The 19,317-nt window shown below is 70.5% G+C and carries 15 protein-coding genes and 1 pseudogene; 9 read left to right on the forward strand and 7 right to left on the reverse strand.

What is annotated here, in order from left to right:
* Window positions 1-121: 121 nt before the first annotated feature.
* Window positions 122-1,114, forward strand: a pseudogene (locus M8C13_RS04840) (IS481 family transposase).
* A 578-nt stretch (window positions 1,115-1,692) separates the two neighbouring features.
* Here M8C13_RS04840 and M8C13_RS04845 read toward each other — a convergent pair.
* Window positions 1,693-1,974, reverse strand: coding sequence for a hypothetical protein (locus M8C13_RS04845; protein ID WP_252479239.1), 282 nt, complete (start codon window positions 1,972-1,974; stop codon window positions 1,693-1,695).
* 12 nt (window positions 1,975-1,986) lie between these two features.
* On the reverse strand, window positions 1,987-5,028 hold the full coding sequence (locus M8C13_RS04850) for an NACHT domain-containing NTPase (RefSeq protein WP_252479240.1): 3,042 nt from the start codon (window positions 5,026-5,028) through the stop codon (window positions 1,987-1,989).
* 799 nt (window positions 5,029-5,827) lie between these two features.
* On the opposite strand from M8C13_RS04850, the gene M8C13_RS04855 reads away from it, so the two are divergent.
* Entirely contained in the window at window positions 5,828-6,850 is a 1,023-nt protein-coding gene (locus M8C13_RS04855) for an NAD(P)-binding domain-containing protein (RefSeq protein ID WP_252479241.1), read from the forward strand.
* 84 nt (window positions 6,851-6,934) lie between these two features.
* Here M8C13_RS04855 and M8C13_RS04860 read toward each other — a convergent pair whose 3' ends face one another.
* Together M8C13_RS04860 and M8C13_RS04865 are read right to left on the reverse strand one after the other, a co-directional pair.
* Entirely contained in the window at window positions 6,935-8,116 is a 1,182-nt protein-coding gene (locus M8C13_RS04860; protein ID WP_252479242.1) for a kelch repeat-containing protein, read from the reverse strand.
* Window positions 8,117-8,388: 272 nt separating this feature from the next.
* Window positions 8,389-8,835, reverse strand: coding sequence for a nuclear transport factor 2 family protein (locus M8C13_RS04865; protein WP_252479243.1), 447 nt, complete (start codon window positions 8,833-8,835; stop codon window positions 8,389-8,391).
* A gap of 123 nt (window positions 8,836-8,958) precedes the next feature.
* Between M8C13_RS04865 and M8C13_RS04870 the strand changes: the two genes are divergently transcribed.
* Both M8C13_RS04870 and M8C13_RS04875 read left to right on the forward strand, forming a co-directional pair.
* Window positions 8,959-10,545, forward strand: coding sequence for a class I adenylate-forming enzyme family protein (locus tag M8C13_RS04870; protein WP_252479244.1), 1,587 nt, complete (start codon window positions 8,959-8,961; stop codon window positions 10,543-10,545).
* The gene (locus tag M8C13_RS04875) at window positions 10,542-11,303 is read left to right on the forward strand and encodes an enoyl-CoA hydratase/isomerase family protein (RefSeq protein ID WP_252479245.1); all 762 of its coding nucleotides are present in this window, start codon (window positions 10,542-10,544) and stop codon (window positions 11,301-11,303) included. The genes M8C13_RS04870 and M8C13_RS04875 overlap by 4 nt, the downstream gene beginning before the upstream one ends.
* Here M8C13_RS04875 and M8C13_RS04880 read toward each other — a convergent pair.
* From M8C13_RS04880 to M8C13_RS04890, 3 genes are read right to left on the reverse strand one after another with little or no spacing between them, the layout of a single operon-like run.
* A complete protein-coding gene (locus tag M8C13_RS04880) occupies window positions 11,293-12,483 on the reverse strand; it encodes a thiolase family protein (protein WP_252479246.1) in 1,191 nt (396 codons plus the stop codon). The genes M8C13_RS04875 and M8C13_RS04880 overlap by 11 nt on opposite strands.
* A complete protein-coding gene (locus M8C13_RS04885; protein WP_252479247.1) occupies window positions 12,480-13,166 on the reverse strand; it encodes a class I SAM-dependent methyltransferase in 687 nt (228 codons plus the stop codon). The genes M8C13_RS04880 and M8C13_RS04885 overlap by 4 nt, the downstream gene beginning before the upstream one ends.
* Before the next feature lie 33 nt (window positions 13,167-13,199).
* Window positions 13,200-13,991: an SDR family NAD(P)-dependent oxidoreductase gene (locus tag M8C13_RS04890; protein WP_252479248.1), complete on the reverse strand. Its 792-nt coding sequence runs from the start codon at window positions 13,989-13,991 to the stop codon at window positions 13,200-13,202.
* Window positions 13,992-14,113: 122 nt separating this feature from the next.
* Between M8C13_RS04890 and M8C13_RS04895 the strand changes: the two genes are divergently transcribed.
* From M8C13_RS04895 to M8C13_RS04915, 5 genes are read left to right on the forward strand one after another with little or no spacing between them, the layout of a single operon-like run.
* Entirely contained in the window at window positions 14,114-15,385 is a 1,272-nt protein-coding gene (locus M8C13_RS04895) for a beta-ketoacyl synthase (RefSeq protein WP_252479249.1), read from the forward strand.
* The gene (locus M8C13_RS04900) at window positions 15,382-16,602 is read left to right on the forward strand and encodes a ketosynthase chain-length factor (protein ID WP_252479250.1); all 1,221 of its coding nucleotides are present in this window, start codon (window positions 15,382-15,384) and stop codon (window positions 16,600-16,602) included. Before M8C13_RS04895 ends, M8C13_RS04900 begins: the two co-directional genes overlap by 4 nt.
* A gap of 46 nt (window positions 16,603-16,648) precedes the next feature.
* On the forward strand, window positions 16,649-16,897 hold the full coding sequence (locus M8C13_RS04905; protein WP_252479251.1) for an acyl carrier protein: 249 nt from the start codon (window positions 16,649-16,651) through the stop codon (window positions 16,895-16,897).
* Window positions 16,898-16,899: 2 nt separating this feature from the next.
* Window positions 16,900-17,982: an acyltransferase domain-containing protein gene (locus tag M8C13_RS04910; protein ID WP_252479252.1), complete on the forward strand. Its 1,083-nt coding sequence runs from the start codon at window positions 16,900-16,902 to the stop codon at window positions 17,980-17,982.
* Window positions 17,909-19,300 (forward strand): FAD-binding oxidoreductase, encoded by a 1,392-nt coding sequence (locus M8C13_RS04915; RefSeq protein WP_252479253.1) that lies wholly within the window; start codon window positions 17,909-17,911, stop codon window positions 19,298-19,300. The genes M8C13_RS04910 and M8C13_RS04915 overlap by 74 nt, the downstream gene beginning before the upstream one ends.
* The last annotated feature ends 17 nt before the right edge of the window (window positions 19,301-19,317 follow it).

The following is a 19,317-nucleotide window of genomic DNA, read 5'->3' on the forward strand; positions in this document are numbered from 1 at the left end:
GGTGTACTGATTACAGAGGTTGCGAACGGTCCGACACGTAGTCGGATGATCTTGGAGTGAGGGAGGGCCTCCGGGTTCGGTGTGGATTGCGACATCTACCCGAACAGTCCAGGAGGCCCTCGTGACCCACGCTAACGCACCGCTGACTCCGCTGGGCAGGCTGCGGCTGGCTCAGTGTGTCGTGGACAAGGGCTGGCAGGTGCGGCGAGCCGCTGAGCGCTTCCAGGTCTCGGCATCCACCGTGCACCGGTGGGCCAGCCGGTACCGGGCCGAGGGCGACTCGGGGATGACCGACCGAAGCTCACGCCCGCTGTCAAGCCCGCACCGCATTCCGACCCGCACCGAACGGCGGATCATCAAGGTCCGCCTGGCACGGCGGTGGGGACCGGCCCGGATCGCATTGCTCCTGCAGTTGGTGCCCTCGACCGTGCACCGGGTCCTGACCCGTTACCGCCTGGCCCGCCTGACCCACCTGGACCGGGCCACCAGCTAGCCGGTGCGCCGCTACGAACGCGCCACCCCTGGTGAGCTGGTGCACGTCGACATCAAGAAGCTGGGCAACATCCCCGACGGCGGCGGGCACCGGGTCACCGGCCGCCAAGCCGGGCAGCGGCATCGCACCCGCACCCCGGGCAAGACCCTGGATGCCAACGGCAACAGCCATGTCGGCTACGGCTATCTGCACAACGCCGTGGACGATCACTCCCGGTTGGCCTACAGCGAAATCCTGCTCGATGAGAAGAAGGAGACAGCGGTCGCGTTCTGGCAGCGAGCCCAGATCTTCTTTGCTGCCAACGGCATCACCGTTGAACGCGTGCTCACCGACAACGGCGCGTGCTACAAGTCCCTGCTCTGGCGCGACACACTCGCCGCTGTCGGGATCACCCACAAACGCACCCGCCCCTACCGGCGGCAGACCAACGGCAAAGTTGAACGGTTCAACCGCACCCTGCTCGATGAGTGGGCCTATGCCCGCCCTTACCGGTCTGAGACCGAACGTCGCGAGGCGTTCCCGAGGTGGCTGCACACCTACAACCACCACCGCAGCCACACCGCACTCAGCGGCCATCCACCCATCAGCCGAGTCAACAACCCAGCGGGTCACTACACCTAGGGCGCGTTTGAGGTTGGTTCGGGCGGGTCCGGGTAGCTGTCACCAGCAGCACGTCTCGTGGCCCGCCCGACTCGAACTGCGCCGCAGCCGATCCGGCTGGATTGGCCTGTTGCGACTGCGGCGGACAGCTCAGCGTTTGTGGTGTGTGAGAGGCCAGCGGAAGCGTGTCCGTAGAGGCAACGGTATGGCTGCACGACGTTGATGATCTTGGATTCCGCAGGACAGCCGCAGTGGAGCGACCACATGTCCACAGTGGACAGTCCAAAATGAACGGTCCCACCTACTAATGCAGGTGGTGTTGGTCGGGGTCGCTGCGTGCCGTCTTCGCAGTTCGGGCCGAGTTCGCCGTGCCGGTATCTACCGTGCGCTGACAGCAGGTCCGCTGCAGCGCAGCGACCACGGAGCAACCATGTTCCTGTTGAGCGGTTGCGCGAACCTCAGATTGTCAGACCCGACTACTGCTTCGCGTGCATGATTGAGCTGGTACTGATCACTAAACAAGCGTCAGGTTTCCTGGCCTACGGGCCTGCTGGGGCTGGCGAAGCGGGACAAAGTCAGTCAGCCAATGTCTCGGAGGTCTACCGGCGGGACTGCGTGGAATTCAGCATGAAATGCCGCCGATGGGTCATGAGTTCGGCCGGACCTGTCAGTGGGACAGCTGCCAAGACCGCCAGCAACAGGTCAATCCGGTAACGTTCCGCGACTTCGGTGAGGCCAGTCAGGATCAGCACGAAGTCGGCGAGCAGCATCCCGCACAGTCCGATCCCGAACATGCCGAGCAGGCCGAGCCGCTGCTTTCCAGGTCTGATCAGACAGGCCAGCGCTCCAACGGCCAGCGCGGTCCAGAACAGGGTGATCACCATGTCTCCCGATCAGGATTCCGGCGTGGACAGCTGTGCAGCGGCCCACTGCTGGTAACCGGCCAGCTCGGATGCCAGCAGGTCGTCCATGACGGCCTGCACCAGTTGCGGGTGCTCAACGTCGCCCCGGGTGAGGATCGTCCGCGCTGCACCGGTGGTCGCCTCGGTGACCAGGGCGAGCGCGAGCAGTCCTGGCGGGATCAGCGTCATCTCGTAGTACTCAGCCGCCTTCGCGGCCAAGCGGACCGATGCGGCCAAGTCCTCGGACACGGTGATCCACAGCGCGCCGTCGTCGAGCACGAGCGGCATGTCCGCGGCCTCGGCGCGCTGGTCGAGAGCCTGTGCCAGCCGTTCCGCATCGGGAAAGCCGGCGTGCAGCCAGAACTTGTCCCAGTCGCCGTGGATGTCCTCACGTGCCAGCGCGACGAGCAGTGCGCCGGTGTGCAGAACGTCGCCAGTGTGGGTGAGGAATGCCCGGCGGAAGGCATTTTCCGCACTGGTGGTCAGCCGTGGTTGATCCCCTCCGGTGGTGGTCGCCGCGCGTGTCGATGTGTGATCGACCGCCCCTCCGGGATGATCCGCTGCCGGCTGTCGGCTTCGTTGGCGCTCAAGTTGGGCGAGCCGGTTGTAGGCCTTTTCGAGCAGGGTTTCCAGTGTCGCCTCGTCGGCATGGCGTGCCTGCGCCGCACGCAGTGCGGAGGTCACGGGTTCGGATTCACCCGCATGGGCCTGCCAGAATTCCCGGGCGCCGTGGACGATCAACACTCGCGCCAGCCCCACCGGCTTGCTCGGTTGGATCGAGATCAGCCACTCGTACAGGTCCGAGAGGCCCACCACGGCGTCCGGCACACCGTTGTTTATCGCCGTGCTCCACCACTGGATCGCGCGGAAGGCCGACCACAGATGGGGAACCAGCGGTTGGGTTCGTGCTCCGTCGTCGCGGTACATCCCCCGGAGGGCTTCGCGAGCGTCCGGCTCATACATCGCCAGCTCTTCCAGCAGCTTCAAGGCCGCGACTTGCGCACCTGCGCCACCCTCATTGTGGTAAAGGGATTCTGCCCGATGGACGATGTCCTTGACTGAGCCGTGCGGCACCGGGCGGGAGAGGTGCCACTGGACGGTTCGGTGACGGAACTCGTAGGCAGTGCCGTTGCGCCGCAACACGCCCTGACCGTGAGCATCTTCGAGAAACCTGACCGCGCGCAGCGGCGTTCTCCCGGACAAAGCCAAGATCAGCCACGACACGCGAAACCGGAACCAGGCGGTCGCACTCACATAGACGCCCAGTACGACTGCCCAGGTCGAGGCGGCGGCCACGGCGGCCCAACCCAGCCGCGTCTCCTCCCGCGGTACGGCCAAGGCGAATTCCAACGGAGCCAGTTGTGGCGGATCCACCAGCGTTCTGGCGAGGTCGGCAGCATTAGGCCAGCCGAAGGCCACTGCGGCGAACACCGCACTACCGGCCACCACCGCCGCGAAACCTCCGCGCAGCACTGCTGCGCGCCGGTCGGCGGCCAGCTCCGAGCAAAGGCCGTTCTCACTCACGACCTTCGAGCTGGGGGCGTTCAGCAGGATCCACATCATGGCGAGGGTCAGAACACCGGACGCGGCGAGCGCGATCGGCTGCCAGTCGAGTGCCACGAGCAGCTCCCTGGCCCGCGTAAGCGTGTCGGGACGACGCAAGTCCTCCAGGGAGATCGCCAGGTAGCCGCTCACCCCGGCGACCACGCCGGCGAGCACCCAGAACAGTGACCTACCGAGCCTGGCCAGGACCCTGGACCACGCGATCCGAGTGGCCAGCCGCCGCGGCCTTCGCGCGGACAGCGGGAACAAGGGCAGGTACTCGGGCAGCATCCACCAGATGAACTCGCCGCTGTGGTTACGGGTGAGCATCGACGCTAAATACCCCAGCCAACGTTTCACGCGGACGGCTCGGCGCGTGCCGAGCGGGTAGGTGCTCTCCAGATAATGGGACAGCAGGTGATTCTCGATCGCGCCGACTGTCAGCGTGGCGCCGATGTCGACCAGGTTGGCCGGATCGCGTTCCCGGTCTCCGTAGACCACGAGCGCGAGTTGCAGCATCAGTGGCAGGGACAGCGTCACGGCGAGGGAACCGTTCGGCTCGGCGCGCAGGTGCTCCGACACCGGTGACCACCGATGCCGATCCGCGGCCGCGTGCAGGTACGCGACAGCTGATTCGACTCCGACAGGCGCGAGCTGCAACACCCGGGAACCATCGGCGTCTACGCACTCCTCGGGCACGATCTCGTCGGCCGCCTCGGACTTGCACGCCAGCACGAACTCCCGGTCGGGCGAGCCGAAGGCGTCGGCCAACCGTTGACGGGCGGCCGGCCACGACGAATCGGGTAGTTCATCGACGCCGTCGAGGATGGGCAGGACCCGCCTGGTGCTGACCAGATCGACCCGGCCAGCGGTGCGACGACGCTTTCGCCGTGTCGTCGGCAAGCCGAGTCTGCGCCGGATCGCGTCGTCGAGCGCCTCCCGCTGTGGATCCCAGTTGGACAGGTTGACCATCACGGGTACCGCACGGGCAGCGGGGGCGCGCCCGCTGAGCACCCGGCGAGCGAGCATGATCAGCGCCGTGCTTTTGCCGCTGCCTGCGGGTCCGACCACCACTAGGCGCTGGAAGGACTCTCCCAGTCCTGCCGACACCTCGCTCAGTTTGACCGGCGTTGCGTGGTCACCGACCACCAGCGAGCCGGGTAGGTCGATCGGCTTGCTGAGCCCTCGTGCGCGCAACTCGTTGTCGAGTTCATTCCTGAGTGCCACGGCGAGCGCCTCCATGCCCGCGCCCATGGCCTCCGGAGAGGAGTTCATCGTCAGTCGGGCTTCGTCCTCCGCGCGCCAGGAAACCCGCATGGTCAGCACCGTCCACACGGCCGCCAGTCCGAGCACGGCGCTCAGGGCGTGCCAGGGGTATCGGCGGAGCAGGTCGAGGCCCCAAGGCCACACCGAATCCGCGGATGCGACGTTGACCGGCAATCCCACGAGCACCATGGCGATCGCGACAGCCACGCCGACCAACAGCAGCACGAATCGACCAAGTCTCACCCTGCGGCGAGATGGCACATTGTTCATGTCCCACCTGTCTGGACGGACCAACGCATCGGTCACATTCGCGACGACTCGGTCGCCATGTAGACCTGCGACATGTTACGACCCGTCAGGTAGCGTATTCGATGGCGCGACCTGACTGTGGCGCCGATTGTCCACAAATCGCGATCGATCACACCTCTCCAGTTATTTGGGGCCGGACCGTGATTACACCCTTAGTGATGAGCTCAGAATGAGTTTTCGCAGGCAGATGATCGAGCAGGTCATTGGGTTCGCTCTGGTACGGCCACTCCCGAGACGGTGGCCGAGGCGCTGGCCGCGGTTGTCTCCTAGGACCTCAGGCGGTCGGCGAGGACATGACCAGGACTGGCTTGCCCATGCTTCGTCCAGCGCGCGCTGCGGCCTCGTCAATCTGTATGAAGGGGAACGGGTTGATCAACCGATCGAGCAGAAGCCGCCCCGCACCGTGCAGCTCGATCAGCCGTGGCAGGCGGAGCCGCGGATCCTTGTCGCCGTGGTTGGTGCCAGCAGAACGGATTCTCCGCCCGAGCAGGTTCGGCGCGCTCTGGGGATGCTCGTGTCCAACGGGGTGGGGCCTACCGCCAGGCAGGCGCTAGCCGGGTCAGGGAGTCGGTAGCGGTCCGCAGCACCTCCGAGCGGCCGGCGGTTTCCACGATGGATTCGGCGCTGGTGCCGCCTGGCTGCTGGCCGACTTCGCGGCACAGGAAGGCTGGCGGTACGTCGAGGTGTTGGAGGCCTGGGACCGGGCGTTACCGAGGTGACCACCGATGGGCCCCACCTGCTCGTGTGCACCGCCGACGGTGCCGAACTCCGCACCCGCAAGGTCATCGCCGCCACCGGGGCTTTCGGCCGTCCGCACCGCCCCGAGCTGCCCGGCCTGGACACCTTCACCGGTGAGTTGTGCCACGTCGCCGACTACCGGAACCCCGTCGCCTACGAAGGAAAACGGGTGATCGTGGTGGGGGCGGGCAACTCCGCCGTGCAGATTGCCGCCGAACCCGCCTCGCAGGCCAAGGTCACCTTGGCCAGCCGCACACCGGTCAAGTTCACCCGCCAGTGTCCCCTCGGCCGGGACCTGCACTTCTGGTTCCACCTCACCCGCGTCGACCGCCTGCCCATCGGCCGCTTCTTCCCCCCGAACTTCCCCCAACCCGTCCTCGACCACGGCCCCTACCGCGCCGCCCTGGCCACCGGTCACCCCGACCGCCGCGAGATGTTCAGCGGCGTCAACGGCTCGACCATCACCTGGCCTGACGGGCACGCGGAGACCGTCGACGCGATCATCCTGGCCACCGGGTACCGCCCGGACCTGCCCTACCTCGCCTCGCTCGGTGTCCTCGACCGCGATCAGCGCCCACTGCACCGGGCCAGAGTGTCGACGGTGCATCCAGGACTCGGCTTCGTCGGCCTGGAACTCCAGCGGAGGCAGGCCTCGGGAAGTCGGCGCGGATGCCCGCTTCGTCGTCACTCGCTTGCTGCGCCGCGCGGCAGCCGACGCCAGATCTTGACCGCCCGCACCGTCTCGAGCTGCTCGGCCGGTGGGCTGCGGAGCGGGACGGTTGGTCAGCGTGTCCCGCTCCGAACCGCGCCGCCAAGGTGCCCCATCGACTGTGCGTGCCTTGCGACATCGGGGCCCGCCGGATGCCCACTGGCTACCCTGCCGAGAGCCCGATCCGGCCCGGCGGGAGCCGCTCTCGTGCAGAGCGGTCTGGTGGGCGCCGGACAGCTTCGGTTTGCTCCGGGCAGCGGCTCGACCGGACCTCGACATCGCGGCGGGTGATCTCGGCGAGTAGCCGCCGCTGGTCCTGAGTGGACGGTGGGGCGGTCCCGGTTCGCCGGTGCCGCCCCACTGGTCCGGCTGGGGTCACTCGGTGAAGACCTCGGTCCGGGTGATGAGTACGGTGTCGCCGTTCGGTCCGGCGTTACCGAGTACGGACGCGCCGCCCGCGATGAGCACTCGGCCGTCGGCGAGCTTGACCGCGCCGAACTTGGTCCGGCCGACGGTCAGTCCGATCAGCGGGCCCCAGGAGCCGGTGGCGGGGTCGAAGATCTCGGAGTTCTGGTACCCGGCGTCGTAGCCGCCGTATTCCAGCCCGCCGATGGCCAGGACCTTGCCGGAGTCCAGGCGCACCAGGCGGAACTCATCGCGCGGGATGCGCATTGCCGCGGCGGCGCTCCACGTGCCGGTGGCTGGGTCGTAGCGTTCGGATTCGCTGAAGCTGAAGGGGTTGTAGTTCCAGTTCAGCGGGCCGCCGGAGTGGCCGCCGGTGAGCAGCACGGTGCCGTCGGCCAGAGCGATCATCTGGGCGTTGCAACGCGGCTGCCCGGTGCTCTGTCCGGCCACGGCGCCGATCGGCGCCGTGGGCGACCAGATTCCGGTGGCGGGGTCGAAGATCTCGCAGTAGGTGAGCCCGGCCAGGTCGCCGCCGGTCTCGATGGTGCCGGCAGCGACCAGCACCTCGCCGCCGGGCAGGGGCGCCACCGGGAACGAGGCCCGCGCGTAGATCATGGAGGCGGTCCTGGACCAGGTGCCGGTGGCCGGGTCGTAGAGCTCGGCGCTGGCGATGATGAAGGAGTCGACGCCGGGCAGCTCGGTCGCGCCGCCCATCACCAGCACGCGGCCGTCGGTGAGCAGGATGGCGTTGTGGTTGCTGCGGGCGGTGTGCATGGAGCCGGTCGGACTCCAGGTGCCGGTCGCCGGATCGAAGAGCTCCGCGGAGGCGAGCAGGTTGGGCGAGGTGGACGGGTGGCCGTGGAAGCCGCCGGCGGCCAGCACCTTGCCGTTGGGCAGCACGGTCATGGTGTGCAGGCGGCGGCTGGTGGCCAGGGAACCGGTGACCGTCCACTGTCCGCCCCGCGGGTCGTACAGCGCGGCGTCGGCGTAGGTCACCGCGCCCCGGTTGTTGCCGCCACCCGCGGCCAGCACCCGGCCGTCCTGCAGCAGCACGGGTCCTTCGCTCGGGCCGTCCCATTGCCGGGGCCAGGGCAGATCGCCGGTGGCCACCCAGCCGCTCGCGTTCGTCTGCGTATCGGTCTCTGTGCTCATACCACCGAAGGTCACCGCGATATCCGCGCGCAGCAACCGATTGCGCGATCGTCTTCCCCTTCGGCGGGAGAACAGGGCCGATCGGGTGGCCTTTCAGCAAGGGGATCTGCTCGCGCCGGTGTCCACATGGGACGCCGGTCAGTTCGCCACCGCCCCGGCATCTGCCCGCCCACGCCGGTCCTTCCATCGTCGAACAGTGTCGGGCCATTCTGTCATTGGCGGGCAGGCGGCGTCGGGCCGCGAGTTCCTGACTCGCACCCGGACTGCGGGCCCTACGAGGGCAGGTCGTCCCGGTTGACCTGTCGCCGATGCACCAGCAACCTGCCGCCCTCGCGCACCAGCACGTCCTCGCACAGGCAGGCGAGCTCCAGCTGGCTCGGGCCGCCGGGCGGTGTTCGGATGATCTGCGTGTAGGTCCGGGCGAGCACTGAGCCGTCCGGCTGCTGGTAGGCCTCCAGCATCCCCAGCCAGTGCCTGCGGGCGATGCCCTCGGTGCGCAGCCGTTGCGCGGCCTCCTGCGCGTTGCGGCGGATCGTCTCCCGCCCGACCAGGGGTTCCGGCCGGCCGTTGGTGCCGAACACCGCGTCCTCGGTGAAGTCGGCGGCCCAGGCATCCGGCCTGCCCTCGTCGACGGTGCGGACGTGGCTTGCGTAGAACTGCTGGATCTCCTGGTACAGCGCGGGACTGACGGCGGCGGGCGCTTCCTGGTGAGAGGTCATGTGGAGCAGGATCACCGGTCGTTCTCAAGCCATTCTCGAGCCTTGAGGTTGGCTGGCGCTCAGATTGAGGCCGGGGAGTTTGCGTTGGGACACAAGGGGGATCTACTGCTCCGAGGAGGCCGGATGAACCGGATCAGGACGAGCTCGGCGGTCCTGTTCGACCCCGAGGACGCACCCGGTGGTCCGCCGTGGACCGACCTGAGCTCCCTGCTGGCCGATGCCGCGCGGCGCCACGGTGATCGCGAGTTCCTGCGCTGCCCCGACCGGAGCGTCAGCTTCGGCGAAGCCGGGCAGCGAACCCTGGGGCTGGCCGAGGGGCTGCGCGCTGCTGGGGTCGGGCCCGGGGACCGGGTGGCGATCATGGCGGCGAACCTCGCCTGCTGGCCGCTGCTGTGGCTGGCCGTGCTGCGGGCGGGCGCGGTCGCGGTGCCGGTGGACATCCGGTGCCGCAGCGCCGATCTGGCCCACGTGCTCGCCGACTCCGGCAGCACCGCGCTGCTGACCTCCGACCGCGACGAGGACCTGGTCCGTTCGGTGCTGGCCGACATCAGCGCCGCGGTGCCGGTGCACACCGAGAGCACCTTGGCCCGAACGCCGGTGGGCGCTGCCGACTGGCCGGTGCGGGCGCTGGCCAACCTGCAGTACACCTCGGGCACCACCGGCTTTCCCAAGGCCTGCATGCTCACCCACGAGTACTGGTTGCGCACGGCCTGGCAGATCGCCGTGCACGCCGGACTGCGCGCGGACGACGTCGTGCTCACTGCGCAGGCGTTCTCCTACGTGGACCCGCAGTGGAAGACCGTGCTCTGCCTCATGGGCGGTGTGCCCCTGGTCGTGCTGCCCCGGTTCTCCGCCTCGGGGTTCTGGCCTTCGGCGCGGACACACCGGGCCACGCTGACCTACGTACTGGGCACCATGCCGCGGCTGCTGGCCAAGCAGCCCGAGTGCGCGGGCGACCGGGACCACCGCATGCGACTGGTGCTGTGTTCGGGCATCGATCGCGACCGGCACGCCGAGTTCGAGCACCGGTGGGGGGTGCCCTGGCGCGAGGTCTACGGCTCCACCGAGAGCGGGCTGGACCTGATCGTGCCGCCGCAGGCCACGGAGACGGTCGGCACCGGCGCGCTCGGCAGCCCGCCGCCCGGCAAGGAGGTCGTGGTCGCCGACAGCGGCGGCCTGCCCGTCCCGCCCGGCGGCACCGGCGAGATCCTGGTCCGGGGGGAGCCGATGATGCTCGGTTACTGGAACCACCCCGAGGAGACCGCGCGGGCCTTCCGCCAGGGCTGGTACCACACCGGCGATCTGGGTGCGGTGGACGAGCACGGCGCCATCCGGCACGCGGGCAGGCTCAAGGACGTCATCCGCAGGGGCGGGGAGAACATCTCGGCCGCCGAGGTCGAAGGCGTGCTCGCCGAGCACCCCATGGTGCTGGCCAACGCGGTGGTCGGCATCCCCGACCCGCTCTTCGGTGAGCTGCCCAAGGCCTTCGTCCAGCTGCGCCCTGGCCACGCCGGGCACACCGAGAGCGCGCGGGCGTTGCTGGCGCACGCCAGACAACGGTTGGCGCGCTTCAAGATTCCCGCCTACCTGGAGTTCGTGGCCGAGTTCCCCATGACTCCGTCCGCCCGGATCCGCAAGCGGCAGCTGCTGGCCGGGCGGCCGGACCAGCGAGCCGGTTGCTTCGACACCGGGACGGGGGAGTGGGCGTGAACGGGATCGTCGAGGTGTCGGTCCGCACGGAGGTGGCGGTGTTGCGGCTGAACCGCCCGGAGAAGCTCAACGCGCTCAACCGGGACATGCGGCGCGAGCTCGCGGCGCGCATCCGCGGCCTCGGCGAGGGGGACCGGGTGCGCGGGTTGGTGATCACCGGTGCCGGCCGGGCCTTCTCCGCGGGCATGGACCTCGTTGAGGCGGAGAGCTCGCCGCCGGGCGGGCTGCTGGCGGAGGTGTCGCTGTTCCACGACCTCACCAGGGCGGTGCTGGACACCAGGATGCCGGTGGTCGCCGCGGTCAACGGCGTGGCCGTCGGCGGGGCGGGGGAGTTCACCTTCTGCTGCGATGCCCGGATCGGCAGCCCCTCGGCGGAGTTCGTGCTGCCGGAGAACGCGGTCGGCCTGACCGTGTCCAACGCGGCCAGTGTGCTGCTGCCCCGCCTGGTCGGTGGCCGGGCGCTGCGGCTGGTGCTGGACAGCAGCCGGATCGGCGCGGAGCGGGCACTGGAGCTGGGGCTGCTGGATGAGATCGTGCCCCAGGAACGACTGCTCGACGCGGCCGTGCGGCTGGTCCGGCGCTGGACCGAGCCCGGGAGCGCCACCGAGGCGCACCTGGCGTTGTTGCGGCCGTCGCGGGCGGAGCTGGAGGCCGCCTTCGAGCGGGAGACCGCCGCCGTGCGCGCCACCGAGGAGAACGGGACCGCCCGGGCCGGCCTCGCGCGGGCGCTGGCCGGCCGGGCGGCGGTCAGTCGGTGACCTCGACCACCAAGGCTGCGCCGCTGTCCCCGGCGGCGCAGCCGGTGAACAGGCCGATGCCGCCGCCGCGCAAGCGCAGCGTCTCCACCAGCTGGGCGATCGCGCGCAGCCCGGTCGGGCCCTGCGGATGCCCGAACACCAGGCTGGAGCCGAAGCGGTTCATGTCCTCCAGCTTCACCCCGGTCTCGCGCGCGAAGTGCAGGTCGTTCACCGCGAACGGGTTGTGCGTGGTGATCTCGTCCACCGAGCCGATGTCCAGGCCGGCCGCGGTCAGCGCGGCCTCGGCCGCGGGCGCCACCGCCTCCGGCATCCTGGCCGCGGCCACCCTGGCGAACCCGCTGGCCAACAGGCGCACCACGCCACGGCCACCGGAGAACTCCCTGGCCCCGGCCTCGGTGGTCACCACCGCACCCGCTGCGCCGTCGGCGGGGTAGGTCTGCGCCGCCGTGCTGTGCACCCCATCCCTAGTGGCCGGGGGCAACTCGGCGGCTCGCCGCGCGTCGCACAGCCGCACACCCTCATCCGCGGCCAGCAGCACCCGGCCGTCCTCCTCGACCACCTCCACCAGGAACCGGCGCTGGAAGGCGCGGCTGTCGGCCATGGAGGCCGCGTACTGCTCACCGCGCAGCACCGCGACCCGGTCGGCGTCCGCACGGGTGAATCCGGCCTTCGCGGCCAGGGCTTCCGCGGTGGCCAGCATGCCCACCCCGGTGAGCGGGTCGCGGCGGAAGCTGTCCAGCACCCAATTCTCCGTTTCCGGCTCCTGCCCGGCCGAGGGACGCGGCCAGTCCAGCACCGGCCCCCTGCTGGTCCGGTCGGCGACCACGACCAGCTGAGCGCCCGCGCCGGTCAGCACCGAGCCTGCCGCCTGGTGCAGCGCGGCCACCGAGGTCGCGCAGGCCTGGCTCACCATCGGCCCGGTGACCGAGGGCAGCCCCAGCCGGGCCGCCACCACCGGGCCGCCGTAGAAGATGACGGGCTGGGGCACCGTCCAGCCCAGCACCAGCCCACGCAGCTCCTCCGCAGGCAGCCGCCGGGTGGCCAGCGCCCGGCGGGTCACCCACACCCCGACATCCAGGCTGGCCGGTGCGGCCAGCGAACCGCGCCACCTGGCGAACGGCGAGGACCAGATCCCGCCGTAGGGCGCGGCCACGTCCCGGTAGCGCACCCCGACCTTCATCGGCTGTCCCCGTGCAGGTGGCCCGCGAACAGCGCCACGCTGCCGCGGATCTCCAGCCAGTGCGAGTCGAAGTGCTCTCCGAGCGCCTGGTGCAGCATGTGCACGCTGTCCCGCTGGGTGTTGAACGAGCCCTGGCGCTGGTAGAGCTGGTTGAAGTAGCGCGACAGCGGGGTGTGCGCGACCCCGTGGGAGAGCACGGTGCTGCCGAAGAGCACTCCGCCGGGCGCCAGCACCCGCTTGAGGTTGGCGAAGACCAACTGCTTGCCCTCCGGCGGCTCGGGCAGGCAGTGCAGCACGTAGTTCAGCGCGATCGACTCGAACGGCGGACCGGCCAGCGGGGGCAGCGGCTCCAGGATGCTGGTCTGGATCACCTCGGGCCGGTAGCGGCCGATGCGGCCCGCGGTGAACTTCAGCGGGTCCGGGTTGAGGTCCAGCAGGGTGATCCGCGGCGCAGGGGTCGGGAACCGGCAGTGGTCGAGGTAGTAGCCGCTGCCGGGGCCGACCTCCAGGTGCCGGGCGCTGACGTGGTCGTTGTACAGCTGCACCAGGCGTTCCCGGGGGCAGCGCCACAGGAAGCGGTTGGACAGGGTGGTGACGACGAGGTCGTAGAGCTTGAGCCTGCGGTTCTCGTACCACGGCTGGCCCTCGAAGGCGGGACGGGTCTCGGAGATCTCGAAGGTCATGGGTGCATCCCCTGGTCGGGCCGAAGGAACCGGTCAGTAGCTGCCGAGGCCGCCGCAGACGTTGAGGGCCTGCGCGGTCACCGAGTCCGCGACCGGGCCCGCGAGGTAGCGCACCATGCCGGCCACCTCCTCCGGCGTGCAGTAGCGGCCGAGCGGGATCTTGGCCTGGAAGGAGGCCAGCACCTGCTCAGGTGTCACGCCGTTGAGCGCGGCGTAGTGCTCGCGGATCTCCACCGACATCGGTGTCTCCACGTAGCCGGGGCACACCGCGTTGACCGTCGGGCCGGTCGCCGCGTACTCCTTGGCCAGCGCCTTGGAGAAGCCGATGACACCGGCCTTGGCCGCGGAGTAGGGCGCGCCGAAGGGGACGCCCTGCTTGCCGCCGGTGGAGGCGATGTTGATGATCCGGCCGCTGGGGGAGCGCAGGGCGGGGCTGGCGTTGAGCACCTCACGGGTGACCCAGAAGACGCTGTTGAGGTTGGTGTCGATGACATCCAGCCACAGCTCGTCGGACAGCGCCGTGGTGACCCCGCCCCCGCTGCGGCCCGCGTTGTTCACCAGGACCCTGGGCGCGCCCTGCTCGTCCACCACCGTCCGCACCGTGGCGGCCACCGCGGCGCGCTCGCGCACATCGCAGAGGTACCCGGCCACCCGGTGCCCCTGCTCGCGCAGCGTGCCCAGAGCACTGTCCATCTTGGACTTGTCCCGTCCGGTCACCACCACGGTGAACCCGTCGGTGGCGAGGGCGGCCGCGATCGCGAGGCCGATGCCACTGGTCCCGCCCGTGACGAGGGCGACGTCGTTGCTGTTGCTCGTACTGGCCATGGGGCGAGGCTGCGGCCGGGGCTTGGAGCTGACCTCAAGCCGACCTGGTGTGTCCTAAGTAGACAGTCCGGACCAAGTCGGCTCCAGGTTCAGTTGAGCCGACGGGCGCATCGTCCCGTGCCGTGAGCCGACGAGTTGTCATCACCGGACTGAGCGTCCTGGCCCCGGGATCCACCGACACCGAGGGGTTCTGGGCGATGATCACCCAGGGGCGCAGCGCGATCCGCAGGATCACCGCCTTCGACCCCTCGGCCTTCCGCTCCCAGGTCGCCGGCGAGATCGACTTCGATCCGCTGGCGCACGGGTTCCGCCGCAGGGAGGCGCGCAGGCTGGACCGGGCGAGCCTGTTCGCGGTCACCTGCGCCCGGCGGGCGCTGGCCCAGTCGGGAACCACCCTCGGCGACACGGTGCCGCCGGAGCGCGTCGGGGTCTCCATCGGCACCGCGGTCGGCTCGGCGACCAGCATCGAACGGGAGTACGTGGTGCTCTCCGACGAGGGCCGCGAGTGGCTGGTGGATGAGAACTACGCCTCCCGGCACCTGTTCGACTACTTCACCCCCGGCTCGATGGCCAGGGAGACCGCGTGGGCGGTCGGCGCGGAAGGCCCGGTCGGCGTGCTGTCGGCGGGCTGCACCTCCGGCATCGACGCCGTCGGCCACGCCTACCAGCTCATCCAGGACGGCGCGGCTGACGTCATGGTCGCCGGGGCAACTGACGCCCCGATCACCCCGATCGCGGTGTCCTGCTTCGACGCCATCAAGGCCACTACCCGCCGCAACGACGATCCGGTGCGCGCCTCGCGGCCGTTCGACCGCACCAGGGACGGCTTCGCCATCGCCGAGGGCGCCGCGGTGCTCGTGCTGGAGGAGCACGGGCACGCGCTGCGGCGGGGCGCAGAGATCCTGGCCGAGATCACCGGGTACGCCACCCACTGCAACGCCCACCACATGACCGGGCTGGCCAGGGACGGCCACGAGATGTCCCGCGCCATCGACACCGCGCTCGCCGAGGCGCGGCGGCCACCGACCGCGCTGGGCTACGTCAACGCACACGGCTCGGGCACCAAGCAAAATGACCGGCACGAGACCGCGGCGATCAAGCGCAGCCTCGGTCAGCACGCCTACCGGGTGCCGGTGAGCTCGATCAAGTCGATGATCGGCCACTCACTCGGGGCCATCGGCGCGATCGAGGTGGCGACCTGCGTGCTGACCCTCCAGCACGACCTGGTGCCGCCGACGGCCAACCTGCACGAGCCCGACCCGGAGTGCGACCTGGACTACGTGCCACTGGCGGCGCGGGAGACACCGGTGGACGCGGTGCTCACCGTCGGCAGCGGGTTCGGCGGGTTCCAGAGCGCGATGGTGCTGGAGACCTTCACCAAGGAGCGGCCATGAGCCAGGACGTGCTGGTCACCGGGATCGGCGTGCTCGCGCCGAACGGGATGGGCGTGGAGGAGTACTGGAGCGCCACGCTGGCGGGCCGCTCCGGCATCCGGGCGCTGTCGAACTTCGACGCCCGCCGCTACTCAGCGGGCACGGCCGGCCTCATCGAGGGCTTCGCCGCCGAAGAACACCTGCCGGGCAGGCTGCTGCCGCAGACCGACCGGGTCACCAGGATGGCGCTGGTCGCTGCGGACTGGGCGCTGGCCGACGCCAAGCTCGACCCGGAGCAGCTCGACGACTACACCACCGGCGTGGCCGCCTCCAATGCCACCGGCGGGTTCGAGTACTCCCACCGCGAGATGGCCAAGCTGTGGACCCTCGGCCCCCGGGAGGTCAGCGTCTACCAGTGCTTCGCCTGGTTCTACGCGGTCAACACCGGGCAGATCTCCATCCGCAACGGCCTGCGCGGGCCGGGCAGCGTGCTGGTCGCCGAGCAGGCCGGTGGGCTGGATGTGCTCGGGCAGGCCCGGCGCAGCCTGAACCGGGGCCGGGCCTCGGTGATGCTGGCCGGCGGGGTGGAGTCCTCCTTCGACCCGTGGGGCTGGGTCTCGCACCTGGCCTCCGGCCGGGTCAGCGCCGAGCCCGACCCCCGCTACGCCTACCAGCCGTTCGACCCCTGGGCCCAGGGCTACGTGCCCGGCGAGGGCGGCGCGATCCTGGTGCTGGAAAGCCCCGAGCGGGTCGCGGACCGGGCGGTCACCCCCTACGGGCGCATCTGCGGCTACGCGGCCACCTTCGACCCGGCGCCGGGATCCGGTCGCCCGCACGGCTTGCGCCGGGCCGCCGAAGGCGCGCTGGCCGACGCCGGGATCAGCCCGCCCGAGGTCGACCTGGTGGTGGCCGACGCCGCCGGGAGCCCGGACCGCGACGCCCAGGAAGCGCAGGCGCTGCGCGAGCTGTTCGGCCCGCGCGGGGTGCCGGTGTGCACGCCAAAAGCGTTGGTGGGCCGCCTGATGGCCGGTGGCGGCCCGCTTGATGTGGTGTGCGCGCTGCTGGCCATCCGCGACGACGTGGCGCCACCGGCACGGCACCTGGACGCCGGCGCCGGGGACTACGGGCTCGACCTCGTGGTCGACCGGCCCAGGGCCATGCCGATCTCCACCGTCCTGGTGCTCGCCCGCGGCGAAGGCGGCTTCAACTCCGCCGTCGTGGTGCGCGCGCTGTCCTGAACCACCGCCGAACCACAGCCGACCACCGACCGGAAGGACACCCACCATGCTGACCCTCGACCAGCTGCGCGAGGTCCTCACCCAGTGCGCGGGCGCCGACGAGGGCGTCAACCTCGACGGCGACATCCTGGACCAGGACTTCCTCGAACTCGGTTACGACTCCCTCGCACTGATCGAGACCACCGCCGAACTGCGCCGCCGCTTCGGCATCGAGATCCCCGAGGACCTGGTGAACGAGCTGGAGACGCCGCGCGCGATGCTCGACTACGTCAACGGCGTCAAGGCCGAGGGCTGACCGTGACCGCCGCGCCGGAAGTGGTGCTGCTGTTCCCCGGACAGGGCGCGCAGCAGCCCCGGATGGCCGCGGGCCTCTACCAGGTCTCAGAGTCCTTCACCCACTGGATGGACCAGGCCTTCACGCTGCTCGGCCCGGACGGCCCCCGGCTACGGGAGCTGTGGCTGGCCGAGCGCCCGCCCGCGTGCTTCGACGACATCACCTGCGCCCAGCCGCTGCTGTTCGCGGTCAACCACGCGATGGGCCGGATGCTCATGGACGCGGGGGTGCGATTGAGCGCGTTGCTCGGGCACAGCGTGGGCGAGCTGGCCGCGGCCACCCTCGCCGGGGTGTTCGAGTTCGCCGACGGGCTGTCCGTGCTGCGCGACTTCGTGCGCGGCTACGGCCGAGCGCCTCGGGGCGGCATGCTCGCGGTGGCCGCGGACCTCGCGCAGGTGCGGCCCTACCTGCGCGGTGATGTCGTGGTCGGCGCGGTCAACGGCCCGCGCCAGCTGCTGCTGGCCGGACCGGATCCCGAGCTGGGCGAGGCCGAGGCCGAGCTGCGCGCGGCCGGGGTCTCCTGCGCGCGGGCCAAGGCGCGGCAGCCCTTCCACAGCCCGGTGATGAGCCGGGTGGTCACCGAGGCCGATCGCCAGGCCTGGCGCCCGCCGCTGCGCCCGCCGCGCATCCCGGTCTGCTCGGCCTACCTCGGCGGCCCGCTCGACGGGGCGACGGCGACGGACTGGGACTTCTGGTTCGCCGGCCCCGCCTCTCCGGTCCACTTCGGACCGGCCCTGGACCGCCTGCTGGCCACCGGCAGGCACGTGCTGGTCGAGGCGGGTCCAGGACAGAGCCTGACCGCTCTGGTCCGGCGCACCAGCGCGGCACGCGAGGGCCGGGCCGCGGTGGCACCGGCCCTGCCCGCGCGCCGGGGCGGCGGCGAGACGGACCGGCGCGCCGTGCGCGAAGCGCTGGCCCAGCTCCGCGAGCACGGCTGTGTGCTCGACCCAAAACCAGGAGGAAGTGCAGGACATGCAGTCAACACAGATCGACCTGGCGGCCGTGCTCCGGACCTCGTTCCGGGGCGAGATCGTCCTGCCCGGTGACGAGGACTACGACGAGGCCCGCCGGATCTGGAACGGCACCATCGACCGGCGGCCCGCCCTGGTGGCCCGCTGCGCCGACGAGGACGACGTGCGCGCGGCGGTGCGCCTGGCCCGCGAGCACGGACTGGTGGTCGCGGTGCGCGGCGGCGGGCACAGCATGGCCGGTCACTCCACCTGCGACGGCGGCATCGTCATCGACCTCTCCGCGATGAGCGCGGTGCGGGTCAGCAAGGCGCGGCAGCGCGCCAGGGTGCAGGGCGGTGCGCTGCTGGGCGCCTTCGACACCGCCACCCAGGCGCACATGCTGGCCACCCCGGCGGGCGTGGTCTCGCACACCGGGCTCGGCGGCCTGGTGCTCGGCGGCGGTTTCGGCTGGCTGAGCCGCAAGTACGGCCTGTCCATCGACAACCTGGTCTCCGCGCGCCTGGTCACCGCCGCGGGCGAGGTGATCACGGCCAGCGAGACCGAGCACCCCGAGCTGTTCTGGGGACTGCGGGGCGGTGGCGGCAACTTCGGGGTGGTCACCGAGTTCGAGTTCCGGCTGCACCGCGTCGGGCCGGTGCGCTTCGCCAGCGTCTACCACACCCTGGACGAGGCGCCGCGGGTGTTGCGCGCCTGGCGGGACCACATGGCGACCGCGCCGGACGAGCTGACCTGGGTGCACTACCTGCGGCTGGCCCCGCCACTGCCCGAACTGCCCGCCGAGCTGCGGGGCAAGCCGGTGTTGTGCTCGATGGTGTGCTGGATCGGCGACCCGCACGAAGGCGACCGGCGGATCGAGGAGGCGCTCTCGCACGGCAAACGCTACGGGATGACCAAGGCGACGCTGCCGTACCGGGCCGTGCAGGCCTACTGCTTCCCCGGCGGGGTGGTGCCGGACCGGATCTACACCAAGAGCGGCTACCTGGCCGAGCTGCCGGATGAGGCCATCGACGTGGCGCTGGCCCATGCCGAGCGGATCGAGTCCTACATGACCCAGCTGGAGCTGCTCTACCTCGGCGGGGCGGTGGCGCGAGTGCCCGACGAGGCGACCGCCTTTCACAACCGGCGGTCGCCGTTCGTCGTCAACCTTGCCGCGTCCTGGATGGACCCGACCGAGGATGATCGACACGTCCGATGGGCCAGGGAAGGTCATGCGGCGCTGGCGCCGCACCTCACCGCCGGGGCCTACGTCAACTTCACCAACCCCGGGGAGGCCGCTCGGACGGTGGAGATTTACGGTGGCGACAAGTACGCCCGGCTACAGGAGCTCAAGGGCCGGTACGACCCGAACAACCTGTTCCGCCTCAACCAGAACGTGGCGCCGCCCGGCCGGTGACCGGTCGGCAGCCAGTG

It is taken from the genome of Crossiella sp. SN42, assembly GCF_023897065.1.
Lineage (GTDB): Bacteria > Actinomycetota > Actinomycetes > Mycobacteriales > Pseudonocardiaceae > Crossiella.